The 17,457-nt window shown below is 70.5% G+C and carries 22 protein-coding genes; 11 read left to right on the top strand and 11 right to left on the bottom strand.

The window, feature by feature from the left end; all coding sequences use genetic code 11:
* The first annotated feature begins 141 nt into the window (after positions 1-141).
* A complete protein-coding gene (locus ABGI63_RS05160) occupies positions 142-318 on the top strand; it encodes a di-heme oxidoredictase family protein (RefSeq protein ID WP_349741370.1) in 177 nt (58 codons plus the stop codon).
* 2 nt (positions 319-320) lie between these two features.
* A complete protein-coding gene (locus ABGI63_RS05155) occupies positions 321-1,187 on the top strand; it encodes a glycosyl hydrolase (protein ID WP_349741369.1) in 867 nt (288 codons plus the stop codon).
* Between the two features lie 88 nt (positions 1,188-1,275).
* Here the strand turns inward: ABGI63_RS05155 and ABGI63_RS05150 are convergent, their stop codons facing one another.
* The 5 genes from ABGI63_RS05150 to ABGI63_RS05130 all read right to left on the bottom strand — a co-directional run bounded on the left by ABGI63_RS05150 (position 1,276) and on the right by ABGI63_RS05130 (position 3,515).
* On the bottom strand, positions 1,276-1,725 hold the full coding sequence (locus ABGI63_RS05150) for an HIT domain-containing protein (RefSeq protein ID WP_349741368.1): 450 nt from the start codon (positions 1,723-1,725) through the stop codon (positions 1,276-1,278).
* 120 nt (positions 1,726-1,845) lie between these two features.
* Positions 1,846-2,409: a hypothetical protein gene (locus tag ABGI63_RS05145; RefSeq protein WP_349741367.1), complete on the bottom strand. Its 564-nt coding sequence runs from the start codon at positions 2,407-2,409 to the stop codon at positions 1,846-1,848.
* Between the two features lie 26 nt (positions 2,410-2,435).
* Positions 2,436-2,732, bottom strand: a complete 297-nt coding sequence (locus tag ABGI63_RS05140; protein WP_349741366.1) for a type II toxin-antitoxin system RelE/ParE family toxin — start codon at positions 2,730-2,732, stop codon at positions 2,436-2,438.
* Complete coding sequence (locus ABGI63_RS05135) at positions 2,729-2,953, bottom strand: addiction module protein (protein ID WP_349741365.1); 225 nt, start codon at positions 2,951-2,953, stop codon at positions 2,729-2,731. Before ABGI63_RS05135 ends, ABGI63_RS05140 begins: the two co-directional genes overlap by 4 nt.
* Positions 2,954-3,047: 94 nt before the next feature.
* Complete coding sequence (locus tag ABGI63_RS05130) at positions 3,048-3,515, bottom strand: hypothetical protein (protein ID WP_349741364.1); 468 nt, start codon at positions 3,513-3,515, stop codon at positions 3,048-3,050.
* A gap of 140 nt (positions 3,516-3,655) precedes the next feature.
* Here ABGI63_RS05130 and ABGI63_RS05125 point away from each other — a divergent pair, with 140 nt between their 5' ends.
* Positions 3,656-5,674, top strand: coding sequence for an acetoacetate--CoA ligase (locus ABGI63_RS05125; protein WP_349741363.1), 2,019 nt, complete (start codon positions 3,656-3,658; stop codon positions 5,672-5,674).
* Between the two features lie 121 nt (positions 5,675-5,795).
* The gene (locus ABGI63_RS05120) at positions 5,796-8,063 is read left to right on the top strand and encodes a bifunctional diguanylate cyclase/phosphodiesterase (protein WP_349741362.1); all 2,268 of its coding nucleotides are present in this window, start codon (positions 5,796-5,798) and stop codon (positions 8,061-8,063) included.
* Positions 8,064-8,070: 7 nt separating this feature from the next.
* Here the strand turns inward: ABGI63_RS05120 and ABGI63_RS05115 are convergent, their stop codons facing one another.
* Both ABGI63_RS05115 and ABGI63_RS05110 read right to left on the bottom strand, forming a co-directional pair.
* The gene (locus ABGI63_RS05115; protein WP_349741361.1) at positions 8,071-9,003 is read right to left on the bottom strand and encodes a carbohydrate kinase family protein; all 933 of its coding nucleotides are present in this window, start codon (positions 9,001-9,003) and stop codon (positions 8,071-8,073) included.
* A 46-nt stretch (positions 9,004-9,049) separates the two neighbouring features.
* On the bottom strand, positions 9,050-9,790 hold the full coding sequence (locus tag ABGI63_RS05110; RefSeq protein WP_349741360.1) for a TOBE domain-containing protein: 741 nt from the start codon (positions 9,788-9,790) through the stop codon (positions 9,050-9,052).
* Between the two features lie 61 nt (positions 9,791-9,851).
* Here ABGI63_RS05110 and modA point away from each other — a divergent pair, with 61 nt between their 5' ends.
* From modA to ABGI63_RS05090, 4 genes are all read left to right on the top strand, one after another.
* Positions 9,852-10,598, top strand: a complete 747-nt coding sequence (gene modA / locus ABGI63_RS05105; protein WP_349741359.1) for a molybdate ABC transporter substrate-binding protein — start codon at positions 9,852-9,854, stop codon at positions 10,596-10,598.
* Between the two features lie 13 nt (positions 10,599-10,611).
* The gene (gene modB / locus ABGI63_RS05100; protein ID WP_349741358.1) at positions 10,612-11,289 is read left to right on the top strand and encodes a molybdate ABC transporter permease subunit; all 678 of its coding nucleotides are present in this window, start codon (positions 10,612-10,614) and stop codon (positions 11,287-11,289) included.
* Positions 11,286-12,368 carry a molybdenum ABC transporter ATP-binding protein gene (gene modC, locus ABGI63_RS05095; protein WP_349741357.1) on the top strand — a complete coding sequence of 361 codons (1,083 nt, stop codon included), beginning with the start codon at positions 11,286-11,288 and terminating at the stop codon, positions 12,366-12,368. The genes modB and modC overlap by 4 nt, the downstream gene beginning before the upstream one ends.
* Before the next feature lie 139 nt (positions 12,369-12,507).
* Entirely contained in the window at positions 12,508-12,741 is a 234-nt protein-coding gene (locus tag ABGI63_RS05090; protein ID WP_349741356.1) for a hypothetical protein, read from the top strand.
* Positions 12,742-12,796: 55 nt separating this feature from the next.
* On the opposite strand, the gene ABGI63_RS05085 is transcribed toward ABGI63_RS05090, so the two are convergent.
* Positions 12,797-13,225, bottom strand: a complete 429-nt coding sequence (locus ABGI63_RS05085; protein ID WP_349741355.1) for a thioredoxin family protein — start codon at positions 13,223-13,225, stop codon at positions 12,797-12,799.
* A gap of 164 nt (positions 13,226-13,389) precedes the next feature.
* Here ABGI63_RS05085 and ABGI63_RS05080 point away from each other — a divergent pair, with 164 nt between their 5' ends.
* Positions 13,390-14,169: a ParB N-terminal domain-containing protein gene (locus tag ABGI63_RS05080; protein WP_349741354.1), complete on the top strand. Its 780-nt coding sequence runs from the start codon at positions 13,390-13,392 to the stop codon at positions 14,167-14,169.
* A 15-nt stretch (positions 14,170-14,184) separates the two neighbouring features.
* Here ABGI63_RS05080 and ABGI63_RS05075 read toward each other — a convergent pair whose 3' ends face one another.
* The gene (locus ABGI63_RS05075; protein ID WP_349741353.1) at positions 14,185-15,108 is read right to left on the bottom strand and encodes a LysR family transcriptional regulator; all 924 of its coding nucleotides are present in this window, start codon (positions 15,106-15,108) and stop codon (positions 14,185-14,187) included.
* A 112-nt stretch (positions 15,109-15,220) separates the two neighbouring features.
* Here ABGI63_RS05075 and ABGI63_RS05070 point away from each other — a divergent pair, with 112 nt between their 5' ends.
* Positions 15,221-15,385, top strand: a complete 165-nt coding sequence (locus tag ABGI63_RS05070; protein WP_349741352.1) for a hypothetical protein — start codon at positions 15,221-15,223, stop codon at positions 15,383-15,385.
* A gap of 11 nt (positions 15,386-15,396) precedes the next feature.
* Positions 15,397-15,777, top strand: coding sequence for a tautomerase family protein (locus ABGI63_RS05065; RefSeq protein WP_349741351.1), 381 nt, complete (start codon positions 15,397-15,399; stop codon positions 15,775-15,777).
* On the opposite strand, the gene ABGI63_RS05060 is transcribed toward ABGI63_RS05065, so the two are convergent.
* Both ABGI63_RS05060 and ABGI63_RS05055 read right to left on the bottom strand, forming a co-directional pair.
* A complete protein-coding gene (locus ABGI63_RS05060; protein ID WP_349741350.1) occupies positions 15,774-16,886 on the bottom strand; it encodes a TonB family protein in 1,113 nt (370 codons plus the stop codon). The genes ABGI63_RS05065 and ABGI63_RS05060 overlap by 4 nt on opposite strands.
* Positions 16,858-17,445, bottom strand: coding sequence for a biliverdin-producing heme oxygenase (locus ABGI63_RS05055; RefSeq protein ID WP_349741349.1), 588 nt, complete (start codon positions 17,443-17,445; stop codon positions 16,858-16,860). Before ABGI63_RS05055 ends, ABGI63_RS05060 begins: the two co-directional genes overlap by 29 nt.
* Positions 17,446-17,457: the final 12 nt, after the last annotated feature.

The raw sequence follows: 17,457 nt of genomic DNA, 5'->3' as shown, positions 1-17,457 counted from the left end.
GGCATCGGGTGGCCGGGGCCCGGTGCCCACGGCCATGCACCGCGGCCGTGCGACGCGAAAAGTTACATCCCGGATGCAAGTCCGGTGCAATCCTGTCGCCCTTACAAAGACAAGCCGAATCGGCGATACAAGGGGCGCAGCATGCGTAGCAGTTGGACATGGGTGGGTGGTGGCAGGGATCTGCCTGACGGCCGCGCCCGCATGCTGCAGGAAGCCATCCTGAGGCACGGCGGCGAGGCCACCGACAGCCGCGGCCGCTTCGAGGCGCTGAGCAAGTCCGAGCGCGATGCGGTGATCGATTTCCTGAGGTCGCTGTGATGATGACGAGTAGAAAAAGGCGGCTGCTCTGCCAGGGCCTGGCCAGCCTGGTGACGGCGCCGCTGCTGGCCGCTTGCGGCGGCGGAGGCAGCGATGGCGACGCGCCGGCGCCCGGCCCTGCACCCGCCACGCCTGCACCCGGCCCGACGCGCAGCGCCAAGCGCGGCATCGCCTACGACCTCACCGATGCGCGCGACTTCGCCGCGCTGCGACCGGGCGTCAGCTGGTGGTACAACTGGAGCGATCGGCCGGCCGCGACCGCGCCCGCTGCTCCCGGCCTGGACTTCGTGCCTATGCTGTGGAACGAGCAGTTCGACGCAGCGGCCGTCGAGGCCCGCCTGCTGGCCAGCCCGGCCATCAGGCATCTGCTGGTGCTGAACGAGCCGAATCTGCGCGACCAGGCCCATCTCACGCCCGCCCAGGCCGCCGCGCTATGGCCGCGCTACGAGGCCATCGCGCGCAAGACCGGCGTCCAGCTCGTCGGCCCGGCAATCACCTGGGGCACGCTGGCCGGCTACGAGGATCCGATCACCTGGATGGACGCCTTCCTGGCCGCCTACCGCGCCGCCCACAGCGGCCGCGAGCCGCAGCTCGATGCGCTGGCCTTCCACTGGTACGACTACGGCCTGGCCGGCCAGCTCGACCGCCTGCTCAAGTACGGCAAGCCCTTCTGGGTCACCGAGTTCGCCAACTGGCATGGGCAGAGCGACGGCGCGCAGATCGATACGGTCGCCAAGCAGAAGGCGCAGATGAGCGAGATGGTCACCGTCTGCGAGCAGCGCGCCGATGTGCACCGCTATGCCTGGTTCACCGGCCGCTGGAGCCCGACCCGCACCACACCAGCCTGCTGGGCGCGGGCGGGGAGCTGACGGAGCTGGGCAGGCACTACCTGGGGCTGGGGTTTGCGGGCTGAGCGCGGGCGGCCATCGAGGCTTGAAATCGAAGGATGGCCAGGCCCTACTTGGCGACCACATGGAAGTGGAAGTATGTGAGGTGCTGCAATGCCGGCCCGTTGCTGATGAAGCGATAGTTCTTGAACCCGGCAGCCCCGACATGCTCGCGAGCAAGCGCCAGGCAATCGAGCAGGTAGGGCATGTCTTCTTGCTGAAGCTCCATGATGTTTCGCACGTCCCGCTTCGGAAAGAACGCGACGTGATAGCGCCCTTCAGGCTTCCAGTGCTGAATGCCGATGCACTTCTCCGATTCCGCCACAGCATGAGGCACCAGGCCGACAGGAAGATTCACCCCGACCGACATCAACAGGCCGGCCGCGTCGGATGGTTTGAAGCAGTTGCCATCGCATGAGGCGACCGCAAGCAGCGATCGCGGAATGCTCCGCGAAAACGTGATCCCGCCGGCGAGAACGCCGGCAGCGAAAACAGCAGCGAGGATTGCGATCCGTTTCATAGGGGGTAGTCTGGGTGGAGGGTTTCGTGACGCTGGGCAGGCAGACCCAACGATGCTCTCGCTTGCAGACACAGGACCTGTAGAGCTGAACCCGGGCACTCCGGGTGGAAAAGCAGTCCACTAGACACGTTTCCCATCTTGTTCCACCAGACCTTCGAGATCTACCAGGTAGCACGAAAGGTTGGCAGCAATCTTCTCAAGCACACGAGGAAGGTACGGCATCAGGTCGACAAAAGTTGCATCCCTTGAGTCTGGGCCACCGTGGTAATGACGGCAATGGCCAAGTATGTCCATTCGCTCCTGGTGAGGAAGCAGCTCTAGCGGATCCCTGTCGTTGTAGTCATGCAGATTGGAAAGATGAATGAACGCGCAGCCGAACTTGTAGACGGATTGAGTCCAGCCCTGAAGACTCTGCGCAAGTTCAACCATCTCCCGGTCCGTGACTGCTGCGCGAGAACCCGGTTGCGACCACTTCGTCCCGGACACTGCGGCTGCAATCAATTCATCACGGCGATGAGTGCTTTGTGCGAGCAGATAGACGACCCTGACCATGGAATCAATCTCCTGCCGTAGGACAGAAATCATCTGCCCCGCAAGGCCCGCATTGCTAAGCAGTGCCATGGCTTGGGCATGCTCGCGCGATCGACTGCGAACTTGGCGGACAAATGCAGCCAGATTGTTCATATGCGCCTAGCGCTGTATTGATCGATTCAGATTCGATCACCCCAGTATCCGGGCTCGCGACTCTGGTGCGCTATGGCGAAAATTTGCGGGCCGTTGACTTGATCCTCTTCGTACACCACAGAGTAGGGGAAGCGATCAAAGTGGTAGACGCGCAGACCCTCGTCACCGTACGGCCCGCGCTTCTGGTTCTCGACGAGGAGATCCAGCACACGCTCGTACTCCGCGAGAAACGCCAAAGCGATCATTGGACTTGCGTGCGTTGCGTAGTACACAGCCGCGTCGCCGAGTTCAGCTTCAGCCGCGGGGTGAATCAAGTAGCTCACGCAATCCTGGCCTTGACGCGAGTCAGCGCTTCATCACCAGGAACCATCGCGACTTTGCCGCTTCGGACTTCGTCTCGCCGGCGTTGGGCAAGGCTCATCCAAGCCTTCTGCGCCTGGGACTTCGGCTCGAAGCTGGCGATCAGCAGCTCAAGAATTCGTGCGCGCTCCTCGGCCGGGAGCTCAAGGACTTCCGCTGCCAGATCGTGGGTGGGCGTGGCCATCATGCCTCCAGTTTGCTGTCCAGACACAAGGATGCCACAGCTGCGTACCGCCTCTCCTACTCCTTGAACGGCTACGACAACAAGAGGAAAGCCCTCACCCCACCGCCCCCACCCTCTCCCTGAACAGCGCGGCGCGCTCGGCGTCGGCGGCGCGGGCGATCTCGGTGGCGCAGTGGTCCATCCAGGCGGCGAAGCGCGATTCGGAGTCCACCGTGCGGGCCGCCTCGCGCAGCGCCGCGTCGCGGCCGGCCAGCATGCGCGCGGCCAGGTCCAGCGCGAAGAACTTGGCGCGCATCAGCCGGGCGGCTGCGGCCTCGTCGCCGGCCGGCGCCCGCTCCGACACCGGCCCGCTGACCAGGCCCTCGGCCAGCAGCCGCTCGACGGCCTGCTGCGGCGCCAGGCCCAGGCTCTGGGCCAGGGCCTGCAGCTCGGCCAGGCTGCGGCGCCCGTCCACCATGATCAGCAGCATGCGCAGGCCCGCCGGCAGGGCCTGGCGCGGCCCGGCCAGCAGGCGCCGGGCGGCATCGGTCTTGCGGAGAACTGCGGCGGTGGACGAGGACATGGGTGGGCGGTCAGCGAGAGCTGCATGCTGGAGAGGCTTTGTGGCGGCGGCGTGACGGCATCGTGACAGCCGCAGCGCTTCGTGCAGGGCTTGGCACCTGCATGACAGCAGCAGCGCGAATCACGAGGCATCATCGGACTATGCAGACGCCCGACAGCCCCGAGCCCCAGATCCGTCGCTACGAGCGCTTTCTGCGCGAGACGCGCGGCCTGAGCTTCGAGCGCTACGAGGACCTGTGGCAATGGTCGATCACCGAGCTCGATGCCTTCTGGCTGAGCTTGTGGGAGTTCTTCGAGCTGCGCTCGGCGACGCCGTTCGAGCGCGCCCTGGTCGACGACCGCATGCCCGGCGCGCGCTGGTTCGAGGGGGCGACGCTGAACCTGGCGGCCCAGGCCCTGCGCCATGCCGAGACCGGCACCGCGCGGCCGGCCATCGTCTGGAGCACCGAGGCCATGCTGGCACGCGGCGAACTGGCCGAGCTCGGCTGGCCCGAGCTGCGCGGCCAGGTCGGCGCCTTCGCGGCGGCGCTGCGCGCGCTGGGCGTGCAACGCGGCGACCGGGTGGTCGCTTATATGCCCAATATCCCGCAGACCGCCATCGCCTTCCTGGCCGCAGCCAGCCTCGGCGCGGTCTGGTCGGTCTGCTCGCCGGACATGGGCGCGATGGCGGTGCTGGACCGCTTCCGCCAGATCGAGCCGAGGGTGCTGATCGCGGTGGACGGCTATGTTTACGGCGGCCAGGCGGTGGACCGCCGGCCGCTGCTGGGCGAGCTGCGCGACCAGCTGCCCAGCCTGCAGCATCTGGTGCTGCTGCCCTGGCTGGACCCGCAGGCCGACGCTGCGGCGCTGGGCGCGCTGGACTTCAACGCGCTGCTGGCGCGCGAGGACCTGGCCCCGGTGGCGCCCGAGCCGCTGCCCTTCGACCACCCGCTGTGGATCGTCTACTCCAGCGGCACCACCGGCCTGCCCAAGCCCATCGTGCACGGCCATGGCGGCATCGTGCTGGAGGCGCTGAAGGGCGGGGTGCTGCACAACGATCTGCGGCCCGAGGACCGCTTCCACTGGTACAGCTCGACCGGCTGGATCATGTGGAACTGCCAGGTCAATGCGCTGCTGGGCGGCACGACCATCTGCCTGTTCGACGGCAGCCCCGGCGGCCCGCGGGAGCGGCCGGACTGGGGCACGCTGTGGCGCTTCGCGGGGCTGGCCCGGGTCAGCTGGTTCGGCGCCGGCGCGGCCTTCTACGCCAGCTGCCTGAAGGCCGATGTGCGGCCGCAGCAGGTCGGCGATCTGGCGGCGCTGCGCGCGGTCGGCGCCACCGGCAGCCCGCTGGCCGACGAGAGCTATGACTGGATCTGGCAGCGCCTGCCCGAGGTCGGCGGGCGGCCGATCTGGATCGCCTGCATCTCCGGCGGCACCGACTTCGCCGGTGCCTTCCTGGCCGGCCTGCCGACACTGCCGCTGCGGCGCGGCCAGATGCAGTGCCGCTGCCTGGGCGCGGCGGTCTATGCCTATGGCGAGCCCGATGCGATGGGCCGGGGTCAGGCCTTGAGCGATGCGGTCGGCGAGCTGGTCTGTACCCGTCCTATCCCGTCGATGCCGCTGCGCTTCTGGGGCGACGCCGACGGCAGCCGCTACCGGGACAGCTATTTCGAGATGTACCGCGGCCCGCATGGCGAGGGCATCTGGCGCCATGGCGACTGGCTGCGCATCACGCCCGAGGGCGGCGCCATCATCTACGGCCGCTCGGACGCGACCATCAACCGCCACGGCATCCGCATGGGCACGGCCGAGCTCTACCGCGCGGTGGAGCAGTTCCCCGAGGTGCTGGACAGCCTGGTGGTGGACCTCGAATACCTGGGGCGCGACAGCTATATGCCGCTATTCCTGGTGCTGCGCGAGGGCCTGACCCTCGACGAGGCTTTGACGCGACGCTTGCGCGAGGCCATCAGGACTGCGCTGTCGGCCCGCCATCTGCCCAGCGAGATCCTGCAGGTGGCGGCGATCCCGCGCACGCTGTCGGGCAAGAAGATGGAGCTGCCGGTCAAGAAGCTGCTGCTGGGCGCGGCGCCCGAGACGGTCTTCAAGCGCGATGCGATGGCCAATGCCGGCTGCGTCGACTGGTTCTGCGACTTCGCCGCGCGGCGCCCCCCCATCTAGGCTGTGGCCCGAGCTTCCCGGCGCCCAGGCGCCGGCGTATGCTGAGCGCACAAAACCAGGCTTTCGTACTTTTCGACAAGCCTTCATCGCCAGGGATGCAACGCCAGCAGCAGGAGCGCTCATGCGCTTGCCATCCCCGGCCCGGTCCGTCAGCAAGCTCGACCTGCTGATCTGGGCCTTGCCGGCCCTGGGCCTGGCCATCATGGCAGCGCTCTGGTGGATGGTGCTGCAGACGCTGGACAGCGAGCGCGCGCTGGTCGAACGCGAGATCGAGCAGCGCGGCAGCGGGCTGAACCAGGCCTTCTCGGAGCACACGCGGCGCAGCCTGCAGCAGATCGACCAGATCACCGCCTTTGTCGCCAGCGATCTGGAGAGCGGCCGCAGCAGCGAGCGCGCCGCAGCCGAAGCCGGCCTGGCGCGGCTGCTGAGGCTGGGCCTGGATGCGTTGCCGGGCGTCAAATCGCTCTATATCGCCGATGCCCAGGGCCGGCCGCTGAGCAGCTCGCGGCCGGCCGAACCGGGCGAGATCGCCGCCAAGCCGCACTTCCTGGTGCACCGCGAGAGCCAGCGGCGCGGCCTGCATATCGGCACGCCCGAGCAGATCGCCGGCGATCCCTCGTGGCGCCTGCATCTGACCCGGCGGCTGCAGCGTGCGGACGGCGGCTTCGCCGGCATCGTCGGCGTGGTGATGGACCCTTACTACTTCACCGACTTCTACCGTGCCAGCCAGTTCGGCGACCAGGGCGTCGTCGGCCTGCTGGGCCAGGACTGGGTGCTGCGGGCGCGGCGCTCGGGCGAGCGGGTCTGGTTCGGCGAGGTTTCCGGCACCCGCACGCTGATCCATCAGCTGGCGCGCTGGCCGCAAGGCACCTATCTGGCCACCAGCCGGCTCGACGGCGTGCACCGCCGCATGGCCTACCAGACGCTGGAGGACTACCAGATGGTGGTCTTCACCGGCCTGAGCCTGCCCGAGGCGCTGGCGCCCTATCAGGCGCGCCGCGCCGCCGCGCTGCGCGCCACCGGCATGGCCAGCCTGACCCTGCTGCTGGCCTTCGGCGGCCTGAGCTTCGCGGCCGTCACGCTGCGGCGCAGCCAGGCCTCGCGCGAGCGGGCACGGGCGCAGTTCGAGGCGGCCTCGAACGCCAGCCTGGACGCCTTCTGGATCCTGCGCGCCGAGCGAGCGGCCGACGGCCGCCTGCTCGACTTCCGCTTCACCCACTGCAATGACCGCGGCGCCGAGCTGCTGCGCCGGCCCAAGCAGCAAATCCTCTGGCGCACCCGCGCCGAGGTCTTCAAGACCGCTCGCGACCCGCGCTTTTTCGAGATGTATGCCCAGGTGCTGGAGAGCGGCCAGCCGCTGCGCGCCGAGTTCGTCATCGAGACGCCGCCGGCCGCAGGCCTGGTGCTGCAGCACCAAGTGGTGCCGGTCGGCGACGGCGTGGCCATCACCAGCCGCGACGTGACGGCCGAACGCCGCCGTGAGCAGGCCATGCTGGATACGCAGGAGGCCTTGAGCGCGGCCGAGAAGCGCCTGCACGACATCACCGACCACCTGCCGGTACTGATCGGCTATCTCGACGCGCAGGAGCGCCTGCTCTTCGTCAACGCCACCTTCAAGGACTGGCTGGGCATAGCGCCCAGCGCGGCGCTGGGGCGGCCGCTGCGCGAGGTGATCGGCGAGACGCTGTATGCGCAGCGCGCGCCCTGGCTGCAGCGCGCGCTGGCCGGCGAGGCGGTCAGCTTCGAGCTGCAGTCGGACACGCAGGGGGTGAGCCGCTCGCTGAAGAACGAGTACCTGCCGGACATCGCTCCGTCCGGCGTCGTGCAAGGCCTCTACACGCTGAGCCAGGACGTCTCGGCGCTCAAATCGGTGCAGCGCGAGCTGCAGCTGCTGGCCCGGCACGACAGCCTGACCGGCCTGCCGAATCGCCATCACTTCGACGAGCTGCTGGGCCAGGCGCTGCGCCGCGCCCAGCGCAGCGGCAGCGCGCTGGCGCTGCTGTTTCTGGACATCGACAAGTTCAAGTCCATCAACGACGGCCTGGGCCACGCGATGGGCGACGCGGTGCTGCAGGAGTTTGCACGGCGCCTGCAGCGCAGCGTGCGCATCACCGACACGGTGGCGCGGCTGGCCGGCGACGAGTTCGTCATCATCCTGGAGGGCCTGGGCAGCGAGGCCGAGCCGGCCACCGTCGCCGCCAAGATCGTCGCGGCGATGGGTCCGCCCTTCGAGCTGCAGGGCCAGCGCCTGCAGGTCTCCACCAGCATCGGCCTGGCCCAGCACCAGGGCGAGGCCATCACGCCGGCCGAGCTGCTGGCGCGCGCCGATGCCGCGCTCTACGAGGCCAAGGCGGCCGGGCGCAACACCTTCCGGCGAGCGCGCGCCTGAGCGCCGGCTAGGCCGGCAGCTCGGCGCGGCGCGGCAGATCGGCGCCGCGGCGCGAGCAGGTGATGGCGGCCGCCTGCGCAGCGAAGGCCAGGGCCTCGCCCAGCGCCGGCCGTGGCAGCGCCGCCAGCGCGGTGGCCGACAGCGCCTGATGCTCGGCCAGCCAGGTCAGCAGCGCGGCCTGGAAGGTGTCGCCGGCGCCCACGGTGTCTATCACCGCAGCCTCCACCGGCGCGGCCTCGACCTGGCCGGCCCCGCTCCAGGCCACGGCACCCAGCGCGCCCCGCGTCAACACCACGCAGCCCACGCCGCAGGCCAGCGCAGCGGCCGCGAAGTCGGCCGACGTCCGCCCCGGGTAGACCAGGGCCAGGTCTTCCTCGCTGAGCTTGAGCAAGTCGGTACGCGGCAGCATCCACTCGATCTGCGCGCGCCAGACCGCCAGGTCCGGCTCGACAGCCAGGCGGATATTCGGGTCGTAGGCGATCAGGCTGCGGCCCTGCGCACGCTCGACCAGGGTGCGCAGCGTCGCAGCGGCTGGGCCCACGACACTGGCATAGGAGCCGAGCTGGATCGCGCGCACGCCAGCGGCCGGCAGCGCGTCCAGCGCGGCGGGGCTCAGCAGCCGGTCGGCGCCGCCCTGGCCGTAGAAGGTGTAGCAGGGCGCGCCCCGGGCGTCGACGCCGACCAGGCTCAGCGTGGTCGGCGCGCTGCTGCGCTGCACCGCGCGGGTGTCGACACCCTCGGCCTGCAGCGCGCGCATCAGGCGCTCGCCGAGAAAGCCCTGCGAGACCTGGGTCAAGAAGCAGACCGGCTGGGCCAGCCGTGCCAGCCCCACCGCCACATTGAAGGGCGAGCCGCCGACACGCGCATCCAGCAGCAGACCGGTGGGCGTCTCGCCGGCCGCGAACACATCAAAAAGCGCTTCGCCGCAAACCACGAACATGGCTTCTCCTCGAGTTCTCGAAAGACTCAGGTCCTGAGCGCCGGCCTCAGCCGGGCAGCGCGATCACGACGCCGGACTCCTCGACCGCCGCCTGCGCGGCGCGGCCCGGCTCCAGCCCGTGGCCGGCCGCCGCAAAGCCGACCAGGCTGATGCCGCCGGCCAGCTGCAGCACGACCTCGCCGGCCGCGCGCGAGCGGCGCAGCACCGTGCCCGGCAGCAGATTGCGCGCCGGGCCGGCCTCGATCTGCGCCGCCACCTGCACCGCCGTGGCCTTGCACAAGGCCAGCACCGGCAGGCCGCGCGCCAGGCCCAGCAACTGGGCGCTTTCGCGCGTGATGCGCGAGAACAGCCGCCCGCCTTGGGGCAGGGCCAGCTCCACCCTCTGCAAGCCTTGCTGCGCGCGCAGCGCCGCGACCGTGCAGGGGAACTGGTTGCGCATGCTGGTGCGCACGCCCGTCGTTGCCACCGTGCCGCCCGGGGCCAGCCGGGCCAGCACCTCGGCGCGCGAACGGCTCAGCGCTGCCTCGGCCGCCAGCACCCGCTCACCCTCGGCGGTCAGCCGCGCGCCGCCGCCGCCGGCGCCGCCGACCAGCTTCTCGACCAGGGGCATGCCGGCCAGATTGCTCAGGGTCTCGATGGCCTGCCAGGCCGCCTTGTAGCTGACGCCGGCCTCGCGGGCCGCCTGCGAGATCGAGCCGACCGCGCCGACGCGGCGCAGGATGGCGATGCGCTTGTCGCCGGCCTGATGCCGCAGGACCTCGCTCAGATCGGAGTGGGCGTTCTTCATGCGCGCATCCTAACCAGCGGCCTATACTGGCGCTATTCTTGTTTGGAATAGCGAGGTTGCCGTGCTGCGTTTCTCCGTCTTGCTGCTGCTCATCGTGCTGCTCGGCAGGACTCATGCGGCCGAGGTGCAGGTGGCCGTGGCCGCCAACTTCAGCGCGCCGATGCAGAAGATCGCCCAAGCCTTCGAGCAGGACACCGGCCACCAGGCCAGGCTGGCGTTCGGCTCGACCGGCAAGTTCTACGCCCAGATCCGGAACGGCGCGCCCTTCCAGCTGCTGCTGGCCGCCGACGACACGACGCCGGCCCGGCTGGTGGCCGAGGGCCTGGGGCTGGCCGACAGCCGCTTCAGCTACGCGACCGGCCGGCTGGTGCTGTGGAGCAGGCAGCCCGGCCTGGTGGACGCCCAGGGCGCGGTGCTGAGGAACGCCGGCGGCTTCGAGCGCATCGCGCTGGCCGATCCCAAGCTGGCGCCCTATGGTGCCGCCGCCGTCCAGGCGCTGGGCAAGCTGGGCCTGCTGGAGGCGCTGACGCCCAAATTCGTGCAGGGCGAGAGCATCGCCCAGACCTATCAGTTCATCGCCACCGAGAACGCGGTGCTGGGCTTTGTCGCGCTGAGCCAGGTGCAGGTGGACGGACGCATCGCCCAGGGCTCGGCCTGGCTCGTGCCGGCAGAGCTGCATGAGCCGATCCGCCAGGACGCGCTGCTGCTCAAGGCCGGGCTCGGCAATCCGGCCGCTGTGGCGCTGCTGCAGTACCTGCGCGGCGACAAGGCCCGCGCCATCATCCGCGCCTACGGCTACGAGCTGTGACCGGAGCCTGCTGATGCCGCTGGACCCCGCCGCCTGGCAGGCGATCGTGCTGACCCTGAAACTGGCCGGCCTGACCACCGTACTGCTGCTATTGCTGGCCACGCCGCTGGCCTGGTGGCTGGCGCAGACCCGCTCGCGCTGGCGCGCCCCGGTCGCCGCGCTGGTGACCCTGCCCCTGGTGCTGCCACCGACGGTGCTGGGCTTCTACCTGCTGGTGCTGATGGGGCCGGGCGGCCCGCTGGGCCAGCTGACGCTGGCACTGGGCTGGGGCACGCTGCCCTTCACCTTCAGCGGCCTGCTGATCGGCTCCATCCTGTTCTCGCTGCCCTTCGCGGTACAGCCTATCCAGCATGCTTTCGAGGCCACGGGGCCGCGCGCGATGGAGGTGGCCGCCACCTTGCGCGCCCGGCCGCTCGATGCCTTCCTCACGGTGGCTCTGCCGCAGGCCCGGCCCGGCCTGATCACGGCGGCCATCCTGAGCTTTGCCCACACGGTCGGCGAGTTCGGCGTGGTGCTGATGATGGGCGGCAATATCCCAGGCCAGACGCGTGTGGTCTCGACCCTGATCTACGGCCATGTCGAGGCGCTGGAGTATGCCCAGGCCCATTGGCTGGCCGGCGGCATGCTGCTGTTCTCTTTTGCGGTGCTGCTGGTGCTGGCGCTGATGAAGAATCGTCGCGCGCTGCTATGAACCTGGCCCACCAGATCCACCTGCGCCTGCCGCGCGCGACCTTCGAGCTGGCCGTCGATATCGAGCTGCCGGCGCGCGGCATCACCGCCCTCTTCGGCCCCTCCGGCTGCGGCAAGACCAGCCTGCTGCGCAGCGTGGCCGGACTGGAGCGCGGCGCCCGCGGCCTGGTGGAGATCGGCGGCGAGCGCTGGCAGGACGATGCGGCCGGGCTGCGCCTGCCCACCTGGCGGCGTCCGCTGGGCTATGTGTTCCAGGAGGTCAGCCTGTTCGAGCACCTCGATGTGCAGGGCAATCTGCACTACGGTCTGAAGCGTGCAGGCGGGATGCAGGGCGCGCAGGCGCTGCAGCAGGCCATCGCGCTGCTGGGCATAGGCGGCCTGCTCAAGCGCTCGACCACGCAGCTCTCGGGCGGCGAGCGCCAGCGCGTCGCGATCGCCCGCGCCCTGGCCACCGGCCCGCGCCTGCTGCTGCTGGACGAGCCGCTGGCCGCGCTCGACCTGGCCCGCAAGCAGGAGATCCTGCCCTGGCTGGAGCGGCTGCGCGACGAGCTCAACATCCCGATGCTCTACGTCACCCACGCGGTCGACGAGCTGGCCCGGCTGGCCGACCATCTGGTGCTGCTGGACCAGGGCCGGGTCCGCGCCGCCGGCCCGGTGGCCGAGCTGCTGGCCGCGATCGACAACCCGCTGCGCCTGGGCGATGAGGCGGGCGCGCTGCTGAACGGCAGCATTGCCGAGCGCGACCCGCGCTGGCATCTGTGCCGGGTCGCCTTCGACGGCGGCAGCCTGTGGCTCAGCGACAGCGGCCTGGCCCTGGGCGAGCCGACGCGGCTGCGCGTGCTGGCGCGCGATGTCAGCGTCGCCACCGAACAGCCGCGCCACAGCAGCATCCAGAATCAGCTGCCCTGCCTGATCGAGCACATGGCCGAGCACGCCCATCCCTCGCAGCTGCTGCTGCGGCTGCGCTGCGGGCCGGCGGTGCTGCTGGCACGCATCACCCGCAAGGCCGCCGACGAGCTGCAGCTACGGCCCGGCCTGCCGGTCTGGGCCCAGGTCAAGTCGGTCGCGCTGGTGCGGTAGCGGCGGGGCTCGCGTGCCGGCGTAGATCCGGTGCGGGCCATCGCTGCCGTCTTCGAACTGCATGGGCACTTCTTCCGAGGCTCACCCAGCATGGCCGCGCTGCAGGGACCACCGTTGGCGCGCATACTCCAGGCTTGCCTTGGAGATGATGATGGCGGCGTCGCAAACCTTCAAACACAAAGACTATGCGCTGGTCTGCAGTGCCAGTATCAATGACAGCGGGCGCTTCGAGCCGGTGCTGATCGTCTCCAGGCAGGCATGGCCGAGTCGCCCCCGCACGATCGCGGTCCCGCGCGGCGCCCACCCGACGGCCGAGATCGCGATAGCGGCGGCCCATGCCCAAGGCATTGAATGGGTCAGCAACTACGGCTGACGGTGAGTGGCGGGCACCAAGCCCGCGTGCCGACGCGCCGCCCAAGGCGGGCGGCTTACACCACCCAGTCCCGCTCCAGCCACTCGATGATCTGCGGCGCCTGCAGCGCGCCGTTGATGCGCTGGCGCTCCTGGCCGTCGCGCAGCAGCAGCAGCGCGGGCAGGCCGCGCAGGCCCAGGCGCTGGGCCAGGCGCGGGTGCTTGTCGGTGTCGAGCCGGGCAAACACCAGCTGGCCCTTCAGCTGGCGCGCCGCCAGCGCCAGCTGCGGCGCCATCATGCGGCTGGGCACGCACCAGGCGGCGGTCAGCTCCAGCACGATGGGCAGCTCGGTGCCGCTGACCACGGCGTCGAAGTTCGCCTCGCCGAGCTCCACCGAGCCACCGTCCAGCAGCGGCCGGGTGCAGTGGTCACAGGCCGGGTTGTACCGGGCACCCGCTTCGTAAACGCGGTTCTTGCTCAGGCAATGGGAGCAGGTGATCAGCATGGTGGAGGACCTCGGAAAACTGGGGGAGCGCCCGCTCGAACGGCGGCATGGCCGAATTTTGAAGGCCGGCGGCCGCGCCAGGGGTTTCAAGAAGACCCAAGGCGTAACAGCCTGCGTCGCACTCAGCCTCTAAAATCCGCCCCCCAGCGAACCGACACCAGCCCATGAACATCACCGTCAACGAAGACCTGCGCGCCTATATCGACCCGCTGACTCCCGAGGAGCACGCGGCGCTGGAGCGCAGCATCCTGGCCGAGGGCTGCCGCGACGCGCTGGTGCTGTGGGGCGAGGTGCTGGTGGACGGCCACAACCGCTACGGCATCTGCCAGAAGCACGGCCTGCCCTTCCAGACCGTGCAGAATTCACGCTTCAAGTCCATCGAGGACGTGCATCTGTGGATGATCGACCAGCATCTGGGTCGGCGCAGCGTGTCGGACTTCCAGCGCGGCGTGCTGGCGCTGCGCAAGAAAGAGCTGGTGGCACAGCGCCGCGCCCAGATCCTGGCCAGCGAGCCGGTGCCGGCCCCCGCCGACAGCACGGCGCTGCCACCGGTCGAGGCGCTGAACAGCCGCGAGGCGATCGCCCGGGCGGCCCGCATCAGCAGCAGCCAGGTGGTGCAGATCGAGAAGATCCAGAAGCAGGCCGCGCCGGAGCTGGTCGCCGCGGTCAAGGCCGGCGAGATCTCGATCAATGCGGCCGCCGCGGTGGCCAGCCTGCCGGTCGAGGAACAGGTGGCCGCCGCCGCCGGCGGCAAGGACGAGCTGAAGCAGGCCGCCAAGCGGGTGCGCGAGGCCAGCAAGCCCAGCAAAGCCAAACCGGCGCCGGAAGAGACCGTGGCCGTCGAGGCAGCACCGGCCAGCGAGCTGGAACGTCTGCAGGCCCGGGTTGCCGAGCTGGAGGCCGAGAACGCCGCGCTGCGCCAGCAGCTGGCCGCGCTGCAGTAAAGAGAGCCGCCGGCTTCAGGGCGCGGCCGCCAGCCGCTCGGCCAGATCCCCGCCCAGCTGCCGCATGAAGGCGCGCACCCGGGCGGTGTCGCGCAGGTCCGGATGGGTCAGCAGCCAGACCGGGATGCTCATATCGGGCAGCACCTCGGAGACCGGCAGCAGCTGGGGCTCATGAGCCTCGGCCAGCGTCGGCAGCAGGGCCAGGCCCAGACCGGTGCGTGCCATCGCGGCGGCCGACTGCATCAGGTCGGCCCGCATCACGATGCGCTCGTCCGCCACATGGCGGCGCAGCCAGCGGTCGTAGAAACGCGAGCTGCGGTCGCGCTCGTAGCCTATCCACCGATAGTCCTGGCACAGCCGCGCCACCGGCGTCTCGACCTGCGGCAGGTCGGTCGCGCCGCGCGCCGCATAGATGCGCATGCGCATCTCGCCAAGCCGGCGCCCGACCAGGTGCTCGGGCACCTGGGCGCTGATGCGCAGCGCGACATCGGCATCGCGGCGCGACAGATCGACCAGGGCCGAGCTCTCGCTGATCTCGACCGCGATGCCCGGATGGGCACGAGCGAACGACGCCAGCGGCCCCGGCAGCAGATAGAGCATCGCGACGAAGGCGGTCGTCAGGCGCAGCTGGCCCTGCAGCGCGGTGTCGCGGCCGAGGATGCGGCGCTGCAGCTCGACCACGCCGGGCGCCATCTCGCGCGCCTGGGCCGCCATCAGCTCGCCGGCCTCGGTGGGGCGGTAGCCCTGGCGGTGGCGCTCGAACAGGCGGGCACCGAGGCGCTGCTCCAGCGCATCGAGGCGGCGCAGCACCGTAGTGTGTTGCACGCCCAGGGCGCGGGCCGCGCCGGCCAGCGAGCCGGCCTCGGCAATCGCCAGCGCATAGCGCAGATCGTCCCAGTTCAGGGATTCGGCGGGATGTTCGGTCGACGGGGTTGTCATGTGCAAATTTGCAAGTCCACTCTGCACATTCAGCCATTGTTAGTGCACGAACGCAAACATAGCATCCAGACCATTCCACGCAAACCGTGTGGGACCGTCCCAGGAGGACCCGATGAGCATGATCTTGCCGCTGCGGCCACGCACCACGCCCCCGACCCGGCCCCCGTTGCCAGCGGGCCCGGCCCGTCCGCTGCTGGACCGCTGGTTCCTGGCCTGGGCCGAAAAGGCCGAGGCGCGCTGGGTCCGATCCGGCCATGCCCTGTCCCGCTACTACTGAAAGTTCACGCCATGCCTCTGGTCACCGTCACCGTCCGCCAGCCCAAGCCGGCGAGCTTCAAGAACACCGTGCTCGACGCGGTCCATGCGGCCCTGGTCGCCTCCGGCGTGCCGGCCACCGACCGCTTCCAGCGCGTGCTGGAGCTGCCGGCCGAGAACCTGCGCATCGACCCGCGCTACCCCGATCTGCAGGCCGATCGCGGTGCCGACTTCGTGCTGATCGAAATCCTCTGGTCGGTCGGGCGCAGCGTCAAGGTCAAGAGAAAGCTGCTGCAGCAGCTGATGGCCGATCTGGCCGAGGCCGGCATCGACACCGAGCAGGTGATGGTCGGCTTTGTCGAGACCAGCTGGGAGAACTGGTCATTCGGCGGTGGCCGGCTGCTGCATGTCTAGGAGATGAAGAACTCCACTGGCAGCAGCAGCTCCAGCTCGTCGGGCAGCTCGGGCGGTATCGCCGGCAGCGGCAGCGCGCGCCGCACCGTGGCCAGCGCCTCGCGGTCCAGCTCGGCATGGCCGCTGCCGCGTTCCAGCCGCAGCGCCAGCAACTGGCCGGCGCGGTTGACGCGCAGCCGCACATGGCTGACGCCCTGCTCGCGGCGCGAGCGGGCTCCGGCCGGGTAGCGACGGAACTCGGCCAGCCGCTCCAGCACCCGGCCCTGCCAGTTGCTCTGCAGCCCGGCCAGGCTGATGCGCTCAGCCGGCGGCAGGGCCGGGGCCGGCGGCGCGGCGGCCTCGGCAGGCGGGGCTGGCTGGGCCGCCGCTGCGCTGTCGACCACAGGCATGGCGGACTCGCTGACGGGCGCGGCCACCGCGAGCAGCGGGGTGGCGCGGGGCGGTGCGGCCGGCCGGCGCGGCTGAGCCTGGCTGGCCTCGGGCGCGAGGCGCGGCTCCAGCGGCCGGGGTGGCGCGGCCGGGCTCAGCAGGCTGGCCGTGATCACCGGCGCCGAGGGCAGCGGCGCCGCGCTGCCCTCGGGCAGCCAGCCGGCCAGCCACAGCGCCAGCGGCGCCAGCAGATGCAGGACCAGGCTCGCCAGCAGCCCCCAGGTTTGCGCGCCGGCGGTGGGCCGCCCCCGCTCGGCCAGCGGCCGTGGCCGGCTCAGCACATAGCCGGCCGAGGTCAGCATCCCCAGCGTGACCCCGGTGGCCAGCCACGGCCCGGGCCGGGCCTGCCAGCAGAACAGCCCCAGGCCCAGGGCCATGCCGGCGCCGGCCATCAGCTTGGCGCGCGCGCCGATCGCCGCCTCGCGCTGCCAGTCCTGCAGCAGCGGGCCGAAGCGGGGATGGGCCAGCAGCCGAGCCTGCAGGCGCGGCGAGGCGCGGCCGAAACAGGCCGCCGCGATGATCAGGAAGACCGTGGTGGGCAAGAGCGGCAGCAGTGCGCCGATGAGGGCGCAGGCCAGCGCCAGCCAGCCCAGCAGCAGATAGGCATGACGAGAGGCCCGGCGACAGGCCGGATGGGCCGGCATCGGCGGATCAGCCCAGCTCGCGCGCCACATGGGCATGCACGCGCTCGAAGGCGGCGCGGGCCCCGGCCACCAGGCCCTGCTCGGCGGCCTCGTCCAGGCTCAGCGCGTCCAGCATGCCGGTGAAGCCGCGCCAGTGGCGCAGCCGGCCGTCCGGATGGCCGGCCAGATGGCGGGCACCATGGTGCTCGTCCAGGCCCAGTTTGGCGGCCAGCTTGAACAGCACGGCCCCGCCCAGGTTCGAGCCCTCGACCACATAGCACCAGCCCAGCGCGGTGGCCAGGTCGGCCTCCATCGGCAGGGCCGGCGCGCCGAAACCGCTTTCGTCACGGGCCGGGGCCTGCAGGTCGATCAGGTCCTGGCGGATCTGGTCCAGGCGCTGGCGCTCGGCCAGATCGGGCAGCAGCGCGGTCAGGTCGGCGCGCCGGTACAGCGGCGCGACATCGTGGTGAAAACGCAGCTGCACCTGCACGAAACGGCGGAAGTGGTCGACGCTGGCAAAGGGCTGGCTGCGCATGATGCGCGCATCCAGGCGTTCATGGCTGTCATGGCTGGCGGCCTTCAGGCGCTGGCTGCGGGTGGGCGGGGTGTCGCTCATCGGGGGCCTCCG

The organism is Roseateles cavernae (assembly GCF_040187885.1).
In the GTDB taxonomy this organism is placed as follows: Bacteria; Pseudomonadota; Gammaproteobacteria; order Burkholderiales; family Burkholderiaceae_C; genus Roseateles_E; species Roseateles_E cavernae.
The sequence above is the reverse complement of the archived record's forward strand: the minus strand, read 5'-3'. Positions and strand labels throughout refer to the sequence as shown.